16 protein-coding genes, 1 tRNA gene and 1 pseudogene are annotated in these 18,569 nt (G+C 42.6%); 9 read left to right on the top strand and 9 right to left on the bottom strand.

Annotated elements, in window-relative coordinates; genetic code table 11:
* Positions 1 to 40: 40 nt before the first annotated feature.
* A complete protein-coding gene (locus tag V7K46_RS29715; protein ID WP_335119665.1) occupies positions 41 to 2,737 on the bottom strand; it encodes a CBS domain-containing protein in 2,697 nt (898 codons plus the stop codon).
* 719 nt (positions 2,738 to 3,456) lie between these two features.
* Between V7K46_RS29715 and psbZ the strand changes: the two genes are divergently transcribed.
* The 7 genes from psbZ to V7K46_RS29750 all read left to right on the top strand — a co-directional run bounded on the left by psbZ (position 3,457) and on the right by V7K46_RS29750 (position 11,260).
* Complete coding sequence (psbZ, locus tag V7K46_RS29720) at positions 3,457 to 3,645, top strand: photosystem II reaction center protein PsbZ (RefSeq protein ID WP_335119667.1); 189 nt, start codon at positions 3,457 to 3,459, stop codon at positions 3,643 to 3,645.
* A gap of 191 nt (positions 3,646 to 3,836) precedes the next feature.
* The gene (gene ribH, locus V7K46_RS29725; RefSeq protein WP_273762652.1) at positions 3,837 to 4,415 is read left to right on the top strand and encodes a 6,7-dimethyl-8-ribityllumazine synthase; all 579 of its coding nucleotides are present in this window, start codon (positions 3,837 to 3,839) and stop codon (positions 4,413 to 4,415) included.
* A 647-nt stretch (positions 4,416 to 5,062) separates the two neighbouring features.
* Positions 5,063 to 5,134: transfer RNA gene (locus tag V7K46_RS29730), tRNA-Gly, on the top strand.
* A 982-nt stretch (positions 5,135 to 6,116) separates the two neighbouring features.
* A complete protein-coding gene (locus V7K46_RS29735) occupies positions 6,117 to 6,524 on the top strand; it encodes a hypothetical protein (RefSeq protein WP_335119669.1) in 408 nt (135 codons plus the stop codon).
* A gap of 4 nt (positions 6,525 to 6,528) precedes the next feature.
* Positions 6,529 to 7,794, top strand: a complete 1,266-nt coding sequence (locus V7K46_RS29740; protein WP_335119671.1) for a glutamate-5-semialdehyde dehydrogenase — start codon at positions 6,529 to 6,531, stop codon at positions 7,792 to 7,794.
* Positions 7,795 to 8,200: 406 nt separating this feature from the next.
* The gene (locus tag V7K46_RS29745; protein ID WP_335119705.1) at positions 8,201 to 9,772 is read left to right on the top strand and encodes an alkaline phosphatase D family protein; all 1,572 of its coding nucleotides are present in this window, start codon (positions 8,201 to 8,203) and stop codon (positions 9,770 to 9,772) included.
* 636 nt (positions 9,773 to 10,408) lie between these two features.
* Positions 10,409 to 11,260, top strand: a complete 852-nt coding sequence (locus tag V7K46_RS29750) for a universal stress protein (protein WP_335119673.1) — start codon at positions 10,409 to 10,411, stop codon at positions 11,258 to 11,260.
* Positions 11,261 to 11,364: 104 nt separating this feature from the next.
* Here V7K46_RS29750 and psbM read toward each other — a convergent pair whose 3' ends face one another.
* The 5 genes from psbM to V7K46_RS29775 all read right to left on the bottom strand — a co-directional run bounded on the left by psbM (position 11,365) and on the right by V7K46_RS29775 (position 14,081).
* The gene (psbM, locus tag V7K46_RS29755; RefSeq protein WP_273762658.1) at positions 11,365 to 11,481 is read right to left on the bottom strand and encodes a photosystem II reaction center protein PsbM; all 117 of its coding nucleotides are present in this window, start codon (positions 11,479 to 11,481) and stop codon (positions 11,365 to 11,367) included.
* Positions 11,482 to 11,653: 172 nt separating this feature from the next.
* The gene (locus V7K46_RS29760) at positions 11,654 to 11,950 is read right to left on the bottom strand and encodes a 2Fe-2S iron-sulfur cluster-binding protein (RefSeq protein ID WP_335119675.1); all 297 of its coding nucleotides are present in this window, start codon (positions 11,948 to 11,950) and stop codon (positions 11,654 to 11,656) included.
* A 184-nt stretch (positions 11,951 to 12,134) separates the two neighbouring features.
* The gene (locus V7K46_RS29765; protein WP_006195022.1) at positions 12,135 to 12,272 is read right to left on the bottom strand and encodes a photosystem II reaction center protein K; all 138 of its coding nucleotides are present in this window, start codon (positions 12,270 to 12,272) and stop codon (positions 12,135 to 12,137) included.
* Positions 12,273 to 12,350: 78 nt separating this feature from the next.
* A complete protein-coding gene (tgt, locus tag V7K46_RS29770) occupies positions 12,351 to 13,499 on the bottom strand; it encodes a tRNA guanosine(34) transglycosylase Tgt (protein WP_335119676.1) in 1,149 nt (382 codons plus the stop codon).
* Positions 13,500 to 13,628: 129 nt separating this feature from the next.
* Positions 13,629 to 14,081 carry a hypothetical protein gene (locus V7K46_RS29775; protein ID WP_335119678.1) on the bottom strand — a complete coding sequence of 151 codons (453 nt, stop codon included), beginning with the start codon at positions 14,079 to 14,081 and terminating at the stop codon, positions 13,629 to 13,631.
* Positions 14,082 to 14,460: 379 nt separating this feature from the next.
* Between V7K46_RS29775 and cobS the strand changes: the two genes are divergently transcribed.
* Entirely contained in the window at positions 14,461 to 15,240 is a 780-nt protein-coding gene (cobS, locus tag V7K46_RS29780; RefSeq protein ID WP_335119680.1) for an adenosylcobinamide-GDP ribazoletransferase, read from the top strand.
* 137 nt (positions 15,241 to 15,377) lie between these two features.
* On the opposite strand, the gene V7K46_RS29785 is transcribed toward cobS, so the two are convergent.
* The 3 genes from V7K46_RS29785 to V7K46_RS29795 form a co-directional block, all read right to left on the bottom strand.
* Positions 15,378 to 15,833 carry a PPC domain-containing protein gene (locus tag V7K46_RS29785; RefSeq protein WP_335119682.1) on the bottom strand — a complete coding sequence of 152 codons (456 nt, stop codon included), beginning with the start codon at positions 15,831 to 15,833 and terminating at the stop codon, positions 15,378 to 15,380.
* Positions 15,834 to 15,920: 87 nt separating this feature from the next.
* Entirely contained in the window at positions 15,921 to 16,598 is a 678-nt protein-coding gene (locus V7K46_RS29790) for a ComF family protein (RefSeq protein ID WP_335119684.1), read from the bottom strand.
* Between the two features lie 31 nt (positions 16,599 to 16,629).
* On the bottom strand, positions 16,630 to 17,139 hold the full coding sequence (locus V7K46_RS29795; protein WP_335119687.1) for a GNAT family N-acetyltransferase: 510 nt from the start codon (positions 17,137 to 17,139) through the stop codon (positions 16,630 to 16,632).
* A 772-nt stretch (positions 17,140 to 17,911) separates the two neighbouring features.
* Here V7K46_RS29795 and V7K46_RS29800 point away from each other — a divergent pair.
* Positions 17,912 to 18,487: pseudogene (locus V7K46_RS29800) on the top strand (AMIN domain-containing protein); the annotation flags it as partial.
* Positions 18,488 to 18,569 lie beyond the last annotated feature (82 nt).

Consider the following 18,569-nt stretch of genomic DNA (forward strand, 5'->3'; position numbering starts at 1 on the left):
TTTTTGTGTTTGCATAAAAACTAGATATGGGAAATAGAAATTACTGAGAATAATGCTTGGCTAAAAACTCTTTAGCCTCAGTCTTATCTTTAATCACTCCATCCAAAGTAGCAGCAACTACATTATCTAATATTTGCCGATACTGGGGCCCTGGTTTGTAACCAAGTTTCTTTAAATCATTGCCATTCAATAGTGGCTGCACATTAGCCCAAACAGTTAAATATTCCCAAATTTGATGTCTAATCTCTTGTGAACTTTGCACGGCGATTAAAATCAGCATTGGTAAATCGTACTGTCGCAGCAATTGCACTACTTGACTGGGGCGTTGCAAACTGGGTAATAATGTCATCACCTCAGTTTGAACTTGAGCTAAGTTCTTCAGCCTTGCAATGCTATCTTCTGGCAATTGCAGATTTTTTGCTACTTTCGCCCGATATTGTGATGTTACGTGGGCGATTAACGTTTCTAAGCGCATTTCCCAATGGATAAGGGTTGGTTGCGGGTCAAATCGCCGCAAGCAGCGTTCTAGCAAGCGTAATTGTCGCAGAAGTTCTGCGTCTAGCTTCAGAGTAGGATGGATACATTGCAATGCCCCTAAGTTATCGAGTAACTGCAAAGCCGATTTCCAGTAGGGGGCTTCGAGAATGTATTTTAATTCTGTTTTCAGTCTAGTTTGCAGGGCTGGAGTTCTGCTATTCTCTTGAGCAGTGCGATCGTAAACGCCACTGTTGATCGCATAGCGGATAAACTCTTCAGTTTGTGGTTCTATCTGAAATCCAAAGCGCACGGCAAAGCGCACACCACGATAAATGCGGGTGGGGTCTTCGATAAAGCTGTTGGCATGTAAAACCCGAATTTGCTTGGCTTCTAAATCCAGTAAACCGCCAAAGAAGTCAAGTAATTCACCTGAACGAGGGGTAGTAAGCCGTAAGGCGATCGCATTCATGGTAAAATCCCGACGATACAAGTCTTGACGAATTGAACTCGCCTCAACTTCTGGATTCGCTGCTGGGTAAGGATAAAATTCTGTCCTAGCCGTAGCAATATCTACCCATAGAGAATCTAATTCTGGGTCTTTGTGCCACAACAAAGCAGCAGTTTGAAAAGCCCCGTGGATTTCTAAGCGAGCCGCAGGATAAAGTTGTTGGAGTGATGAAGCTAGTTCCACACCAGCACCAACATCTGCTGATTTGTGAAAGCCATCAACTACGAGGTCAATATCTTTAATCATCAAGCTGCCTGCTGCGTCAGCTAACAGCAAATCCCGCACCGCACCTCCGACAAGATAAAGATGCCAACCCCGTTTTTCTGCTTCTTGCGATGCTGTGGTGAGTAATTGCCATAACTGAGGAGCAAGTTTAGTTTGCAATTGAGGGAGATTAATATTACTTTTCACCCTCTTTGCCTTTCCCCCTCCTCCGTCTTCAGCCCTTTCCTGATGTAATTCCCGCAAAACATCAGTACGAGTGACGATACCAACTAACTGCCCATTTTCCAATACTGGTAAGCGTCCGATATCGTATGTCACCATCACTGACTCAATTTGTGGCAATGTCGTATCTGGTGTAATCGTTTTGAGATTCGTAGTCATGTAACCCTTGACTGGTGCATGACTAAATCCGTGATGCAAGGCGATATCGATATCCCGCCGCGAAATAATACCTACCAGTTGCCCTTGAGCATCGACTACAGATAAACCAGACTGTCCATAGCGTAATAAAATGCGCTGTGCTTCGGCAATTGTGGTTTCAGGCAGAATAGTGCGAACAGGAGAGGACATCAAATCCCTAGCGGTGGGAGGATGGGGAATTTGCGCTTTTACCCCGTCTAGGAGTTGTTTTAATATTGCCTGCGAATCAACCCCCCTTAGGTTTAGCGATGCGGCTTGTGAATGACCGCCGCCACCTAGAGGTTGGAATAATAGGTTAAGATTCGTTTTGGGAATTTGCGATCGCCCAATTACTGTTAAGCGGGAATCACTTTCACTCAAAGGATATTCATTGGCTAATAGTATGGCATCAATTTCGGTTAATTCCACGAGTTCTGAAGCCAGACTCGATAGCCCCGGCACAAAACCATCTGTTTTCAGAGTTACCCAAGCAACCGTATATCCATGTAGACAGAGATATTCTAAATTTTCCAGCGATTCAGTTAATAGCTGCTGCAATTGCAAAGACAAGCCAGGGTCACGGTAGGTAGAAATTACTGGTAAACTGGCATCTTGTTGCATCAACCAAGCCAAAGCCAAGGCATCCCGTGGTGTGGATTGGTCAAAGGTCAAGGAGCCAGTGTCAACATGGATACCCAAAGCCATTACAGTTGCTTCAGTAGGAGTTAAAGAAATTTGCTGTTGTTGCAATAGCTCCACAATTAAAGTTGTGGTGGCTCCTACTGAGGAAATATGCGATCGCTTGGCGGGAATATCTGATTCTTGTCCTAAGTGATGGTCATAAACTATAATCTCTGTTAAATGCGGTAAATCTAACCACTCAGCAGTTTTACCCAAGCGATCGCGCTGTTGCGTATCCACCACAGTCAAAGAACGAATTTTTTCTGGATTCACCGAACGGCGTTCAATCAGCGGATATTCATCCCGATGCAATGCTAAAAAATCCCGTACAGTAGGGTGAGAACCGCCAGTCAGGACAATCTTACTTCCCGGTAGTAGCCGCGTTAACCCTACTGCTGCTCCTAGTGCGTCAAAATCTGCTGTTGTGTGGCAAAGAATTAAATCCATAGTTAAGAGTGATTAGTCATTGGTCATCGGTAGTTATACAAAGAACAAACGACTAAAATGTTGCGATTTTTGGTAACTTAACAACAAGAAAAAAGTGTCAGTGTCGCTCTTTAGCTAAAATGAGCAGAAGCCTCATCTTTTAGCCCTCAGAGTCAGCACCCTAATTGTCAAATATTCTGAAATAGATGATCAGGGCGCAATACAGTTCAGTTAAGCATTTCTTCCTTCTCTTCTTTCTCTTGCTTTGCGTCCTTCTGTACGAGACGCTACGCGAATGCGTCCTTTGCGGTTCGTTAAAAAAATTCCCTTTGGCAAAGAGTTAAGTTTTAACCCAAGCGTATTGGATCAGAGCGTTGTATGATTTAATTGGTTACTCGCCGTCACAGTCGTTGATACACCTCGCTTACTGCCCTCTGGGAAACCTATGTCAAAGGTTGGACAACGGGAAACGAGTAGACTTCCTTTCAAAAAATGCAAATTTACCCTTGGTTGACACATCAGTGCAAAAGTCATAAGCAATTCATCCTGTGTCGTAAAATTTGTGGGCTACAAAAGGAAGAAAAAATCAACCTGTCGGTGGTGGGGCATCAGGGGGACATAAAACCAGAGCTTCTGGAAATGTCCTATGCAATAGCAGGAGTCATACTCGTTGCCTACACTGTACAGCTTACTGTTAGTGTAGGACATATCACTATTTCGCTGTATTGGGAGAAGCAAAAATGACCGTAATATTCCAGTTTGCCTTGATAGGTCTAGTCGTGTTGTCTTTTGTCCTGGTTGTGGGCGTCCCCGTTGCTTACGCCACTCCCCAAAATTGGGTTGAATCTAAAAAACTGCTCTGGCTTGGTTCTGGCGTCTGGATTGGTTTGGTATTTTTAGTTGGTTTGTTAAACTTTTTTGTCGTGTAGGCGACGGCTTCACTCTGGCGCAGGCACATAATATAAGAAATAGAGGGGCAGAAAAGCCAAGGTCAAAGATTAAAGGAAAAAAGGAGAGATTTTTCCTATTTCCTTTCTTTTGACCATGCTTTCCTGCTCCTCTACATTTAAATAAGAAATGTATATTGACCGGAAAAAGTATAGTTGATTAAGAGGCAGTCATGGCAGTTTTCGAGGGAACTTTTACTCAAACGGAGCCTTTGCGGTTTGCAGTGGTGATTGGTCGATTTAATGACCTTGTTACTGGAAAGCTGCTAGAGGGATGTCAAGATTGCTTGAAACGCCACGGTGTAGACCCTAACCCCCACGGTAGTCAGGTGGACTATGTTTGGGTACCAGGAAGTTTTGAGGTACCTTTAGTAGCACGCCAACTAGCACTTTCCCATCGTTATGATGCTGTAATTTGTTTAGGTGCAGTCATTCGAGGGCAAACACCCCATTTTGATTACGTATCCTCAGAAGTTTCTAAAGGTATTGCTGCCGCTAGCTTTCAAACTGGTGTGCCAGTAATTTTTGGCATTTTGACAGTAGACACTATGCAGCAAGCTTTAGAACGGGCAGGGATAAAAGGTAATCATGGCTGGGATTATGCCCTGAATGCCCTAGAAATGGCAAGCCTGATGCGGCAATTGCGTTCTAATCTGGCAGAGCCATATTCTCGTAATAGCCAGTCTTTGCCAGCCTCTTTTCAAAGTGCCAGTGTTGGCAATTTAACTGTGGAGTCAGAAGAACTGGGCTAATTGACACTCTCAGGTATAAAGACAAGCTCGATTTTCCAAGCCAAGCAGGAAAGGGATAGTCAATCAATTTTGGATTTTGGATTTTGGATTTTGGATTGACCCCGACCACAAGGATATGGGGCAAGCCGAATAATAAAACTGAGAATTTTGGATTTGTTCCGCCCACGAAAGCGAACAGCGGGACGTACCCCTACGGGGAAGCAAGCTACGCGTTAGCGTCTCCAAGAGTTGTCCGGGGCGGGGTATGAACCAAAAAATCTAAAATCTAAAATCTAAAATCTAAAATCTAAAATTCGTAGTCAAATATCCCTCTAGACGCTCAAAACAACTATTAGGACGAGAAATATGTAATTACTTGCTCTTTTTGTGTTAACGCCTCAATGTGCGTACTAAGTAGCCGATATTTCTCCGGATTAGAATGCTTCCAAACGTAAGTAGTTATTCTTAAACTGACTGCGACTAGAAGAGCAGGTGGCGTTCGCACGAGTCGTTTGCCTCTGTGCACTATAAGTGAGTGAGTGAGTTTATCAATTACTGCCTAATCGGATGAGTGCTGAGTTATAAGTTAAAAAACTCGGCGCTCAAAACTAAATTAAGGGGTTGACAATTAGGGATAAATCTGAGAGACTAATATTTGGTTATTGATTGCGGGTATAGCTCAGTGGTAGAGCGTCACCTTGCCAAGGTGAATGTCGCGCGTTCGAATCGCGTTACCCGCTTCCAATTAAAACCTCTTGGAGTTAAAAATACCAAGAGGTTTCGTATTTTTAGGGTGCGTTGAAGTGTTTGTTGATTCGCGCTGCATCTGTGTGAAATGATCCGAATGTGGACAGATTGAACAAAGAAATCATCTACTGTCAGAATTTGAATATCGTCCACTAAAATCATTCCTAAGAAATATAAAACCCAGCTTTAGACTAATCTAGATATGGATTAGCTTGGATACAATCTTTATAGGTGTAATCAATTCAGTTTCTGTAAGTAAGTCAGTGAGAATAACTCAAACTATATTAACTACTGTAAAAAATAGTGAAATTAGTTTTTAGTCAGGGCTAAAGCCCTGACTTTGAGGGCTAAAGCCCTGACTACAAATCTTTCATTATTTACGCCGACTTACTTAGGGTGTATTACACTGGACTAAAGGTGGCTGGTTAAATAATAGTGTTGTAAAGTGCAAAGGGTCTTTTAGCAGTAAAGTTAGCCACAATGTATTTAAGCAAAGAGTTACACAGACGCTCTGGATGTTTTGGCAATTCCCGCTCTTGAAACGCTTGTCAACTAATCCCGATCTAACCTTGATAACTGGATAGTAATATATAGTGACCCAAAGGAAAATCTAGGGTTTATTGGTGTCTGTTGTTTATGAACGTAGCCTTACCAAACGATTTATTTTAGGAGTGCTCACCACGTAGACTTAAAATTGTACCAGGTGTGTCAGCACAATAAATCCAAAAACGCAACCATATTACCTTGAAAGCGATAAATGAAGAGAAGGAAATTTTTAAATAAGATTGCCAGTTCGGGAAAAGACTACAAACAGAAAACCCCGTACTCATATGGCAATTAGAATATTTAGAGTCTGCTGCATCTACTGTTTGCATCGCCTGTCTATCTTCATAAAGAGAGAAGCCTCTAAGGCATTTATTAAGGGATCATATTCTCGCAGTTTGTGTAAAACACGCTCAAGTTATTAGAACGCTTGTGCAATCTCAAAAACCCGAAAAAATAGACTTCAATACCGAATACCCCTGTCCCTGTCGTCGCCGGGGTCAGTTAATTCCGATTACGCTGACAGAAGCATTTGGTTGCGATCGCTGTCAGCAAATCTTTGTAGTAGAAGATAATGGTCATGTGCTAGAACAGCTTTCTACCACCTATCCCTACAAGCGGGCTTGGCGTTGGATAGGAAATAGTTGGCATGTTGTTCATCCCCGCTTGGGAGAAAGCTATCTACCTATAGCACTTGGCATTATTTTCGTGCTAGTGATTATATGGCTGCCATTAGCACTGCGATTGGCAAATGGTTCCAGCATTATTGCTTGGGCAATGGTGGCGGTGCTATTGGCTATTCTGCCAGCATTAATGGTCTGGCTTACCTACAGACGTTAACTCAATGACTGTTGAAGTTTTGGATGATCACCCCGAACCGATTACTAGTGCCCAACGAGCCTATCAAGCCTCCCTAAAGTTGGGGATCACAAAGGGAGCAGACCGGAGTCGTGCAGTACTGGCGATGGCACAAGCCCTTGAGCGCTCATTTGACGACATTCTAGAAGCCAACACCTTGGATTTAGAAGCCAGTCGGGAAATGGCAGTGCCAGAGTTGATATTGGACTGGCTGAAGCTGACTCCCACAAGGTTAGAGATGACAGTAGACATTTTACAACGGTTGGGGGAATTATCAGATCCGCTGCGGCGCGTCAGAACTGCTGATTATCAACTGGAAGATTCCCAGAGTTACACCCAGTTAATGCCCTTGGGAGTGATTGGATTTATTTATGAGGCGTTCCCGGATTTAGGGGCGATCGCAGCGGGTTTTTGTATCAAAACTGGCAATTGTCTAATTCTCAAAGGCAGTACTGAAGCTAGCCATTCTAACGCGGTGATCGCTGAGGTACTGCAAAATGCGATCGCCCAAGTTGGTCTACCTCCGGGCTGTCTAGAACTGATCACAGCAGAACATGGTGCTTCGATTCGGGATTTAGTTACCCAAGATCAGTACCTGAATTTAGCGATTCCCTACGGACGTTCCGGCTTGATACAGCAGGTAGTAAGACAGTCAACTTGCCCAGTCTTAAAATCAGCGATGGGTAATTGTTACCTCTACTGGTCACTCAATAGCAACTTAGAAATGGTGCGCTGGATGATTCTTGATAGCCATCAAAGCGAACCAGACCAAGTTAATGCCATTGAAAAGGTACTAATTCATCGCCAAGCTTTGCGGTCTTCAATAGCCGTTCTGTGGAACAGTTTGAAGGAAAAAGGCTTTGAAATTAAAGGAGATGCAGAACTAGTAGAAGCCTTTCCCCAATTGCAGCTGGCCAAAGAAGGCGAATGGGGAAACCCTTATTTAACTAGGACAGTAGCTTTTAAACTGGTGGATAGCTTAGAGCCTGCGATCGCCTGGATTAACGAATACAGCAGTGGTCATGCCGACTGCATCGTTACTGAATCCTACCAGGAAAGTCGGCAGTTTGCTTTAGGAGTTAACAGTGCCTCTACCTACATCAACACTTCGCCGCGTTTTTCCCGCAACCCCTCGCGGGGAGATTCAGTATTTCTCGGCATGTCTAACCAAAAAGGTCATCGTCGGGGATTTATCAGCCTAGAAACTTTGACCACTGTTAAGCACATTGTTCAGGGAAATGGCAGGTTTTAAATAATTCGTAATTTATACAGGAAGTAGAATTCCGAATTCAGAAGTAAAACAGGCTTTATGGCAGGCTTTGAGACTTAGGTAGTGTATTTCACTAAGTTGAAATCCGCTAGAATTCGTAATTCATAAATTAGAAAAGAGTTTTACAAGAGTGCCTGTAGCGGCAGTTCTATTTTAGTTGAGGTCTCAATCCCCACAAAATTCTCCCAATGACCCCACTTGCTCCCCCATGCCCCAATTCAATTTTAAACTTAACAAAATCTTAATTTGTGCTTGATCCTGGGTTGCTAGGTTCCTTGTGTTTGGTTGAGCAGCAATTGGGAGACCAGTCAAATCAAGTCATTATTTGTGCTTTTCACAACTGACCCTCCTGAATGCCAACTGTATTTACATCTGGGTAGAGATGAATATGGAACTTATGGATGGCACGCGCCTGCTAGCAAATCGATGCAGACGGCGGAGTTTTTTGTTGGGTGCAGGATTCTTAACGGGGTTAACAATCGCTAGCCAATGGCATCCAGTATTGGCTAACTCAAGGTTTTCTGGCTATCCGTTCAGTCTTGGTGTTGCCTCTGGTGATCCTTTGCCGGATGGTGTTGTTATCTGGACACGACTGGCTCCAAATCCACTCTCTGGAGGTGGAATGCCATTCGTAAATGTCCCAGTGCGGTGGCAAGTCGCCCTTGATGAAAACATGAGACAGGTGGTGCGGCGAGGAACAGTGCTGGCAACACCAGAGTTAGCACACTCAGTCCACGTTGATGTCCGTGGACTAGACCCTGACCGTTGGTACTGGTATCAATTTCAAGCAGGTAGGGAAGTTAGCCCCATTGGACGGACTCGCACAGCACCAGCATTTTATAGCTATATCCAAGAACTGAATTTTGCTTTTGTCTCTTGTCAAGACTGGCAAAATGGCTACTATACGGCTTATCGGCATTTGGCTGATGAAAACCTCGACCTTGTGGTTCATCTGGGTGACTACATCTACGAATACGGGCCACAATCCGGTGGTCCCCGCCAGCATAACAGTCCAGAAATCATCACTCTTGCCGACTACCGCGATCGCTACGCCCTGTACAGAACAGATCAGAGTCTCCAAGCTGCTCATGCTGGTTTTCCCTGGATTGTCACTTGGGATGATCATGAAGTTGACAATAACTACGCCAACTTAATCCCTGAAGACAACCAAACCCAAGAGGCTTTTAGGAAACGGCGAGCTAATGCTTACCAGGCTTACTATGAACATATGCCTCTACGTCGGTCTTCACTGCCTAATGGCCCAGACGCACTGCTTTATCGGCGGTTGACTTTCGGTAATTTAGCTGAGTTCAACGTCCTAGACACGAGGCAGTACCGCACTAACCAACCTTGTGATGATGGACTCAAGCCTCGCTGCCCCCAAGCTTTTGATCCCAATGCTACCATGACTGGCTCAAAACAAGAGCAGTGGCTACGAAAAGGGTTAGATCAGTCGCGATCGCGCTGGAATGTGATTGCTCAACAGGTGATGTTTGCCGAGTACAATTTCAATAGTAGTCCAGGTCCAGGTGTATTCAATATGGATCAGTGGGACGGCTACGTAGCTGCACGGAATCGCCTCCTGAGTTTTCTAAACCAGCGTCAACCTTCTAATCCAGTGGTGATTAGCGGAGACATCCATTCTAGTTGGGTACACGACCTAAAGCTTGACTTTAATAACCCAAAATCACCGACGGTAGGCACTGAGTTTGTAGGAACTTCAATTACCTCTGACTTTCCTACCCAATTCATCGCTCCAGCTCAAGCTGCCCTACGTAATAATCCTCATACTAAGTTTTTTGACGGTGCTTACCGGGGATACGTCCGCTGCAACCTTACCCCAGAACGCTGGCAAAGTGACTACCGCGTTGTATCAAGCATTGTTGACTTGAATGCCTCTGTCAAAACCCTAGCTTCCTTTGTAGTCCAAAACGGACAACCAGGAGCACATCTAAGTTAAGCAAATCTCACAAGTAATTAACCAAACCCCCCAAATATAATCTGGGGGGTTTCAATATAGTATGAAATATGACTTCGACTATTAGAACATCCGAATTCGGACGCTATTATCCCACATTCTTCTGGTGTTCGGATATAGCAATCCTATCTGAGTTACCAAAACTGCAATAAAGTTAAAAAAAGGCGGAGAATAGGGAAAATTCACGAGTAGTGTAGACTATTCAAGGCGTAGGCATAGCCCGTCGTAGACATCGCCTGTTAGAGGTTGCACTGAATCAATTTTCCTGAAGAGTTATTTTGGCATTTCTTTGCAATACTTAACTAACTTTTAATTAAAAAAAGTGAACATAGATTAAAAATAATAATTAACATCAGAATTTATTAAGTTACTTAGGCTAAGTTGAGAGTATGCTTAATAATTGAAGTCTAGTTGAGAATTTAAGTAACTAGGTGCAAAGAAACTTAAACATTTGTTGAGTTTTTTCTACTTTGCCATTTATTTGAATGTTAAATACTAAAAAACAAAGTTTATTTGTGCCAACTGACTAACTAGGTTGTCGAGCAAGGTGGGAAAAATCTGACCATAGCCAAGTACTAACAGCGAAAACAAAAGTAAACTTCACAAAAAATACGTAAGATGATCAGAAGAATTTTGCTGGCTGTATCGGGATTGGGACACGCAGAAGAAATGCTCAAAACCCTGAAAGAAGTCCCTTCAATTCAATCTGCAAAAGTTACAATTTTGCATGTTGTTCCTGCACAAAGTACTGCTACTACCATGACAGCTAAATGGGAAAATGGTGGTAAAATTCTTGCGAATGCAATTCAAACTTTGAATTTAGATCCTAGTCAAGTTTCTTCAATTTTGCGTGAAGGCGAACCCAAAGATGTAGTTTGCCAACTAGCTGATGAAATCGACGCTGACTTGATTATTATGGGTTCACGCGGACTTAAACGCCTGCAATCGATTTTATCGAACTCAGTCAGTCAGTATGTTTTCCAACTATCTTCTCGCCCCATGTTGCTGGTAAAAGATGACATTTATGTCAAAAGAATTAAGCGCATTATGGTGGCAATAGACAACTCTGATTCCGCAAAAAACTGCTTGAAATTAGCAATGTTTTTACTGCGAGATATTCAGGGCGGCCAGTTAATCTTGGCAAATGTTGCTACAGATTTAGGTGGTAAAAAATCAGAAATAACCGAGGTGAACTCAGATAAAAATCCAGTTTTAGCAGCCGCAGTTGCAGAAGCTCAAAAACAGGGCATTCAATCTCGTTCTTATATCAGCAGTGGCAAACCTGGTGAAGAAATTTGTCGGTTGGCAGACGAGTTGAATGTAGACTTATTATTACTCGGTTCCCCAGATCGTCGTCCATCCATTGCTAAGAGTTTTGTTGATATAGACCGACTCATCGGTTCTTCCTTGTCTGACTATGTTCGAGTTAATGCCACTTGTCCAGTACTGTTAGCGCGAACAATTGCTTAAGCTCAAGCGTGCCGAGTACTTTTTATTTGATTCAGCACTCAGTTAGCATGATAAATAAAAACCCCTACACTAGTGTAGGGGGTATTTATTTTATACACAAACTCTTAACTATCTTTTCCACCTTGTCGGCTAGCAGTTTGGATGTACAGAATTAATAAAAACACAGCGGGAACCAGTACGAACAAAATGCTCGCTATGAACCCCAGGTCATTAACTTGCATGGCAAGAAAGCCTCTCTTAATTTTCCAGTCAACAAGATTAGGATAGCATCATAGATGACAGAGTTATACCAATTCAAAATTCAAAATTCAAAATTCAAAATCAGGAAACTCAATTTTGGTAAGTATTTTGACTACTGACTGGATAAAAATTGAAAATGGCAGATGTGAGAATTTAAGGTTTGGTGACTACACTGACTGACCCATTCACTAAAGTTTGGCAGGCAAGACGGTAATTTTCTGGCTTTTTTTTGAATTTTCGGTTCTCTACATCTGTGCGGGGGGAAAGATTTTCTAGTCCTTCGACTATCTCGACAACGCAAGTGCCACACTGGCCATTACCACCGCAATTCGTCATCTTGCCAATCAATTTATATATATCAATGCCATTTTGCATCGCTTTCAGCCGGAGATTAGCACCATCCGCCACCACTAGTTCCTTATTTTCTTTAACGAATTTGATATTACCCATAACTGAATTTCTCCTTGACTTAAGCTTGGCTTTCAAGGCTTCATATTGACATGGCTTGATTCAAATCTTATTTATTATATTAATTCATTACAAAATATTAATAAGTATTAATTTTAGAAAACATGATGCTACAAAAAAATAGGACAGGTATAGCATCTGTCCTATAAATTGAAAATAGATTAACTTACCTAAATCCCACGGCTGCTTGCCAAACGAAAGCAAGCAACAAAAAGAATACGGGAATAACTGGGAGAACGTCCACTAAGGGATCGAAGATTTGGTAAGCTTCAGGCAGTTTTGCTAATAAAAGTGCTGCTTCCATGTTTGTTTAAATCCACCTATCCAACACAGCTTTCATAATTGAGAAGTATCTTAACATAGTTTGGGTCTTGGTCATTGGTCAATAGTTATTTGTCATTTCTTCCTCATCTGGTACTGATTCAGATGAGTTGAGCCAGTGACCAAATTCTGTGGTGAAGCGATCGCTCAATATTGCTTCTCTAATATGCTGCGTAAAGCGAATTAGTTCGGTAATGTTGTGAATGCTCAACAAGGTGTAAGCTAAAATCTCCTGCGATCGCACTAAATGAGATACGTAAGCACGGCTAAAATTTTGACAAGTGTAGCAGGGGCAAGTTTCATCTAATGGCGTAAAATCTTCACGAAACTTAGCATTTTTTAAATTCCAGCGTCCGCCCTGGACTATTGCTGTACCGTGTCTCGCCCAACGGGTGGGAATTACGCAATCAAATAAATCTACACCAGATGCGATCGCGATCGCCATTTCCCGATAAGTACCCACACCCATCAAATAACGCGGCTTTTCCGGGGGTAGAAGCGGTGCTGTGACTTTTACTATCTCAGCCATCAATTCTGGTGGTTCTCCCACACTGACGCCACCAATGGCATATCCAGGCAAATCCAACTTAGCCAAAGCTTCAGCCGCACGGCAACGCAAATCCAAATATACGCCCCCTTGCACAATCCCAAACAAAGCTTGCTCACTGCTTTGATGAGCCGTTATGCAGCGTTCTAACCAGCGGTAAGTGCGCTCAGTTGCAGTTTCTACCTCTTGGCGAGTAGCTGGGTAGGGCGGACACTCATCAAAGGCCATAATCACATCTGCCCCCAAAGTATTTTGAATTTCAATGGAGCGCTCTGGTGTTAAGTTAATAATTTGTCCATCATGGGGTGAGCGAAAAGTGACCCCTTCTTCAGTAATTTTTCGCATCTCACTTAAGCTGAACACCTGAAACCCACCCGAATCTGTGAGCATTGGGCCGTTCCAACCCATAAATTTGTGCAACCCACCACCTCCAGCCACGATCGCTTCCCCTGGTTGTAGGTGAAGATGATAAGTATTGGATAAAACCATTTGCGCCCCAGTATCTCGTAGCTGAGATGGGGTGAGAGTTTTGACATTCGCCAGCGTTCCCACTGGCATAAATCTGGGGGTTTCTACAATACCGTGAGGAGTGAAAAACACTCCTGCTCTAGCTTTTGTCTGACTACAGCAAGCAAGACATTCAAAGGAAAAATTCGCGCTCATGCCATTTTAGATTTTTGAAAATGCGCCTATAGGACTTAGGCAAAACATCCGAATGTAGGGGCAATTCATAAATTGCCCCTACATAAATAAAGCGCAGCCTCAGATAAAATTGGTATAGTAGTCGCTATTTTAGAAAGAATCAGAACAGTCATCGTCAATTTCTGCATCCCATCTGGCTGAGAGGACTTGCTCCATCATCGCTTCTATGGCGCTGACATTGAAGTTTCGCTCTCGTCGCTCTTGTAAAGGGGTTGAGCAGGGAATCAACCGCAGACACACTCCTTCTTGGATCAAATCGAAGTAGGTTTCTTGTTGCGGTGACTGTTTTAGTTCCAAGTAATCAAAACTACAAACATTTAAGTATAGCGCATGGTTAGCCACTAAGGTAGACCTTTGTGGATTAGCAAAAACTTCCATCACATCCCCTTCACCCTCGCTCAGTACCTTATCTTCTTGGGTGTAGATGTAGTGGACTCGACCTAAATCTGCCAGCAATCGCCGGATGTCGAGTTTATTCACAATGATGCCCGTGTTAATAATGCACGGAGCTGGTATCCTGGTGTCGGGTAGATGGTGACTCATAGGAAAATAGCGATTGAGCTAAGGAGAGCGACAACATAGCTAAACTGTCATAATTGAATAGCTTGTTTACTCCCTACATTTAAAAAAATATCAATTTTGTGGGGCAATCGTCTAAATAATTTAGAGTAAGTTTTTAGTTAACGAATACAAAATACAAATTTTGATTGCTGATGGAATTTTATTTTCCGGAATCTTTTGTTTTTTGTATAAAAAACACTCAATTATTATTTAATCACTACTTAGACCAGGATAACAAAATTTTCAGTAATAATCTCTAATAGAAGTAAATCTTATTTAAAGCTTTAAAGTCTACTGATGTTGAATTGTACTAAAATTATCACTCTTATCCAGCAATTAACTAAATATTAATGTAACTAAGATGACTAAACAGCAACAGTGGTGGAAAAAGCTGCTGTTAATGCTGGCAGCTAGTATGATATTTTACACCAGTATTCCCCTCCCAAATTTGAACGGATTGGACTTTCGGGGAGTGGCACGGCTTGCTTCGCTTGTAGGGTTGATAATTGGGGGAATTTTAGGGTTACTGGATACGGGGATGGATTATATTGGTATGCCCGTGTTAACTCGTAGTGCTTTGGTAGTAAGTGTTTGGATTGCCATTACTGGAGGACTACACTTAGATGGGGCAATGGATACTGCTGATGGTTTGGCAGTGGGCGACCCAGATCGGCGACTGGAGGTAATGGCAGATAGTGCCACAGGTGCTTTTGGGGCAATGGCAGCGATCGCCTTGGTGATCCTGAAAATAACAGCCTTAACAGATATGCCAGAAAACCGTTGGTTACTGTTGATGGCTGCTTGTGGGTGGGGACGTTGGGGACAACAGGTGGCGATCGCGCGATATCCTTACCTGAAACCAACTGGCAAAGGTGCCTTTCATAAACAAGCCATTCGTTCTTACAAAGATTTGTTACCGGGATTATTTTTGTTGTTTTGTTTAAGTGGTTTACTTGTGCTGATAGATAAACACCAGCTATTTCTCGCACTGACAATGATAATTGCTGGAAGTGCGATCGCCACTTTAACTGGTGCGTGGTTCAACCACAAATTAGGCGGACACACTGGAGATACCTACGGCGCAGTCGTCGAGTGGACTGAAGCCTTATTTCTCTGCGTGCTGACCGTTGTAGGAAGTTAGAAGTGAGGAATGAAAAGTTTGGAGTTAAAAATCCAAACTCCAAACTCTGTCAATTTTAGATTTTGAATTTTGGATTTTGGATTGAAGAAAAATCTAAAATCTAAAATCTAAAATCCAAAATTGAATGACTCCTAACTTTACTTAATCGGTTGCAGCTTTGTCACCTTGAGTTTAAAAACCCCAACCCCAGTTTCTCCAAAAGACCGGACACGAATAACATAATTCCCTGTCTCTACGATGCGGGTAAATAGTAGGGAATTGCTACTACCATCAGGGCCATCATCATTTTCTGCCAGAGTCGATCCATCAGGTGCCAGCAGTGTGATGATGCTGTCAAAGTTTTCAGATGACAGGTCAACTGCTAAATTATCGCCCTTCTGTAACTTGACTGTGTAATCACGAGCAAACCCACCTTGACCTGTGGGAATGTCTTTATCTGAGAGGCTATCAGTAATTTCAGTACTGTTAGATAAAGGAATTGGACTATACAACTTATTTTGAGCAAAAGCTGCACTTGTACTTATGCCTATTGCCAGCGATGTGGCAGGAATGATGATGAGTTGTTTTAAACCTGCCGCAAAAACTTTATTCATACATTTCAAGCAATTTTTTCCAGAAAAATAGGGTAATTAGGTCAATTTATACACTTATATGTTAAAGCTTGCCCATTAATTCTGGATTTATCCGTCTTTGACGGTAGTGGCTACTGCTACTAATCCTAAGACCACAATTCCATACTGACGAAGTGTTTGTACAGCAGACCTGGCAGTAGCACCAGTAGTATAAATGTCGTCCACTAACAGCACTGGGACATTTGGGGGACGATGGCGAAATTCTTCGCCAACAGCAAAAGCTTGAGCTAAGTTTTTTTCTCGTTTAGATACTGATAAACCAAATTGCGCTTCAGTTTCTCGCACTCTTGCTAAACCGTTTAGTTTAAATTTTAATCCAGTTATTTCACAGAAGCTTTGTGCGATCAGTGCGGCTTGATTGTATTTACGTTGCTTTTGCTTGCTAGGGTGCAGTGGAATGGGAACTACTATAGGTTGGCTATCTCGCCTCGGTGAATTTAACAACCATGCTTCTCCTAACCATTGACCAAAGGGACGAGCTATTTGGGGTTGATTTTCGTATTTCATCGCCGCGATCGCTCGTTTCACGGGACCACCATATTCCCCCCAGCCAAATACTGGTATTGGTTCTTGCCACAGAGAAATCGGGTCTTTTCGTTGACATTTTTGCAGTTGTCTGGTGCAGTTCTGACAGAATTCTTCCGAGGTTGCACGTTGGCACAGAGGGCAATGGGATTGAAGAAAAAGATTGAGTAAGCCTGTGAGATTTTTAGTCCAAGTGTGCATTTTAAAAATTAGGAATTAGGAGTTAACTCCTTTAACTGTTGTGCAGTAACTTAACATACACGCGATGCCTGCGGCTGGCAATGCCAACACAGCGTGTTGTTTCCACACCTGTTGCTGGAGTATAGCCGTTGCTTTCATACAGCTTGACTGCTTCCACTAAAACGCTGGCGGTTTCAATCCAAATTTGCCTAAAACCACGATCTGCGATCGCTGCTTCTAGCTGTTGTAACAAATATTTCCCCAATCCCAAACCTCTGATGCTGGGCAAAAGATACATTTTGCGTATTTCTACAGCTTTTTCGCCACGATGTATGGGGTAGTATGCCCCAGTACCCACTAACTGGCTTTGGTGTTCAATTACCCAAAACTCTCCCCCAGTGGCTAAATAATATTCCTCTACTCGCAGCACATCTCGGTCAGCACCGTTTGGTTCCCAACCCAGACCGTATTCTGATAATACATAACTGATGACTTCGGCGGCTCTAGTGCGATCGCTTTCCACCCAATCACGAATTAAAAAATCTTGATAATAGTTTTTCATTACCATTTGCTGGTCAAGTTTACACAGAAAATTTTTCCGCATCTATATCCCAATTTACCCAGCAAATAGCAATTCTTGCAGAGTCGATTTCAAGCGCTACTATCAAGGCGTGAATTGTGCCAGTGTTGATAAAAGTCATCTTTAATAAATAAATTGGCTGTAGTTTTATCTGGCAGTACAACCTCTAGTTATGTGTCAAGCAAACACCTGGCTTAAGAATAAGTGTTGCTTATACCATTTCTTTGTGAGGCTGCACCGAATTTTCTTGGCTTCTTATTTCTTTCTTTGTGTCCAACTCTTGGAGACGCTGCGCGTAGCTTGCTTCTCCGTAGGAGTATGCGTCCTTCTCTAACGAGACGCTGCGCGAATGCGGTAGCCTGCGGCAAGCCGCTTTGCGTCTACGTTCCTCATTTCGTTTGGCGCATCTTCATACAGAATTGGTATTAGGATTAATAACTAAATAAGAAAAATTATCAATTATCTGGTGTTTTGTATCACTTCATAATATAATTCAAGTTAAATAATAATTTTTTTCATAAATCGTCATTGTTTCTTCAGGTACGACGAAGTAGTGTGATTGAGTGTAAGCGAATAAATGAAGTTAAATAAATTGTTTCAAAGCCTGCTGCTGACAGGTGCGGTTGTTCTTTTTATCAGCACTCCCGCGATATCTGAGGAAGTACTAGAAGATAGAATAGGCGAATCTTTTACCCAGGCGATAGGCAAATCTGCATTAGATGAGAAGGTTGGAGTTAAAGATAAAGAATTTGCAATGCCTGCTTTGGGCGTAGCGATCACCAAATCCCCAGTTGATCTTCTTGGTTGCAGAAAAACCCGACTTTTTGAGTCTCAAATTGCAAGTTCACTGTGGAGAGCAAAGTTGGGTCAAGCAATTAAAAACATTCCCCAAATAAGCGAAATCAAACTTCCCATTACTAGCGCCAGAATGCTGGTACAGACACCAACACCAATCAATCCCTCGAATCTAGAACAAAGAAGTGGGGATCAATTTTTAGCAATCACAGGTGTTAAAGCAAATCCCACGGATAAAGGTGTGGAAATAATTTTACAGACAACTTTTGGAACTCAACTGCAAGTCACAAATCGCAGTACGGGCAATAATTTTATTGCCGATGTGTCTGGCGGACAGTTACGTTTAGCTTCGGGCAATGCTTTCACATTTCGTTCCGAGAAACCAAGCGCGGGAATTACTGAAATAACAGTTACGAATATTGATGCGAATACTGTGCGAGTAACGGTGGTGGGTGAGAAGAGTTTGCCTACGGTTGAATTATTTGATGATGATGCCGGATTGGTTTTTGGTATAACTTCTGCTGTAATTGCTCAACTAGGGCTAAAAAGAGAGCCGTTAGTAGAAAGAGCTTTCTGGATAGCTTGATAAGCAGTCAAACCTTGACGCTTGCCTGTAT

Source organism: Nostoc sp. (assembly GCF_036917395.1).
Taxonomy (GTDB): Bacteria; Cyanobacteriota; Cyanobacteriia; order Cyanobacteriales; family Nostocaceae; genus Nostoc.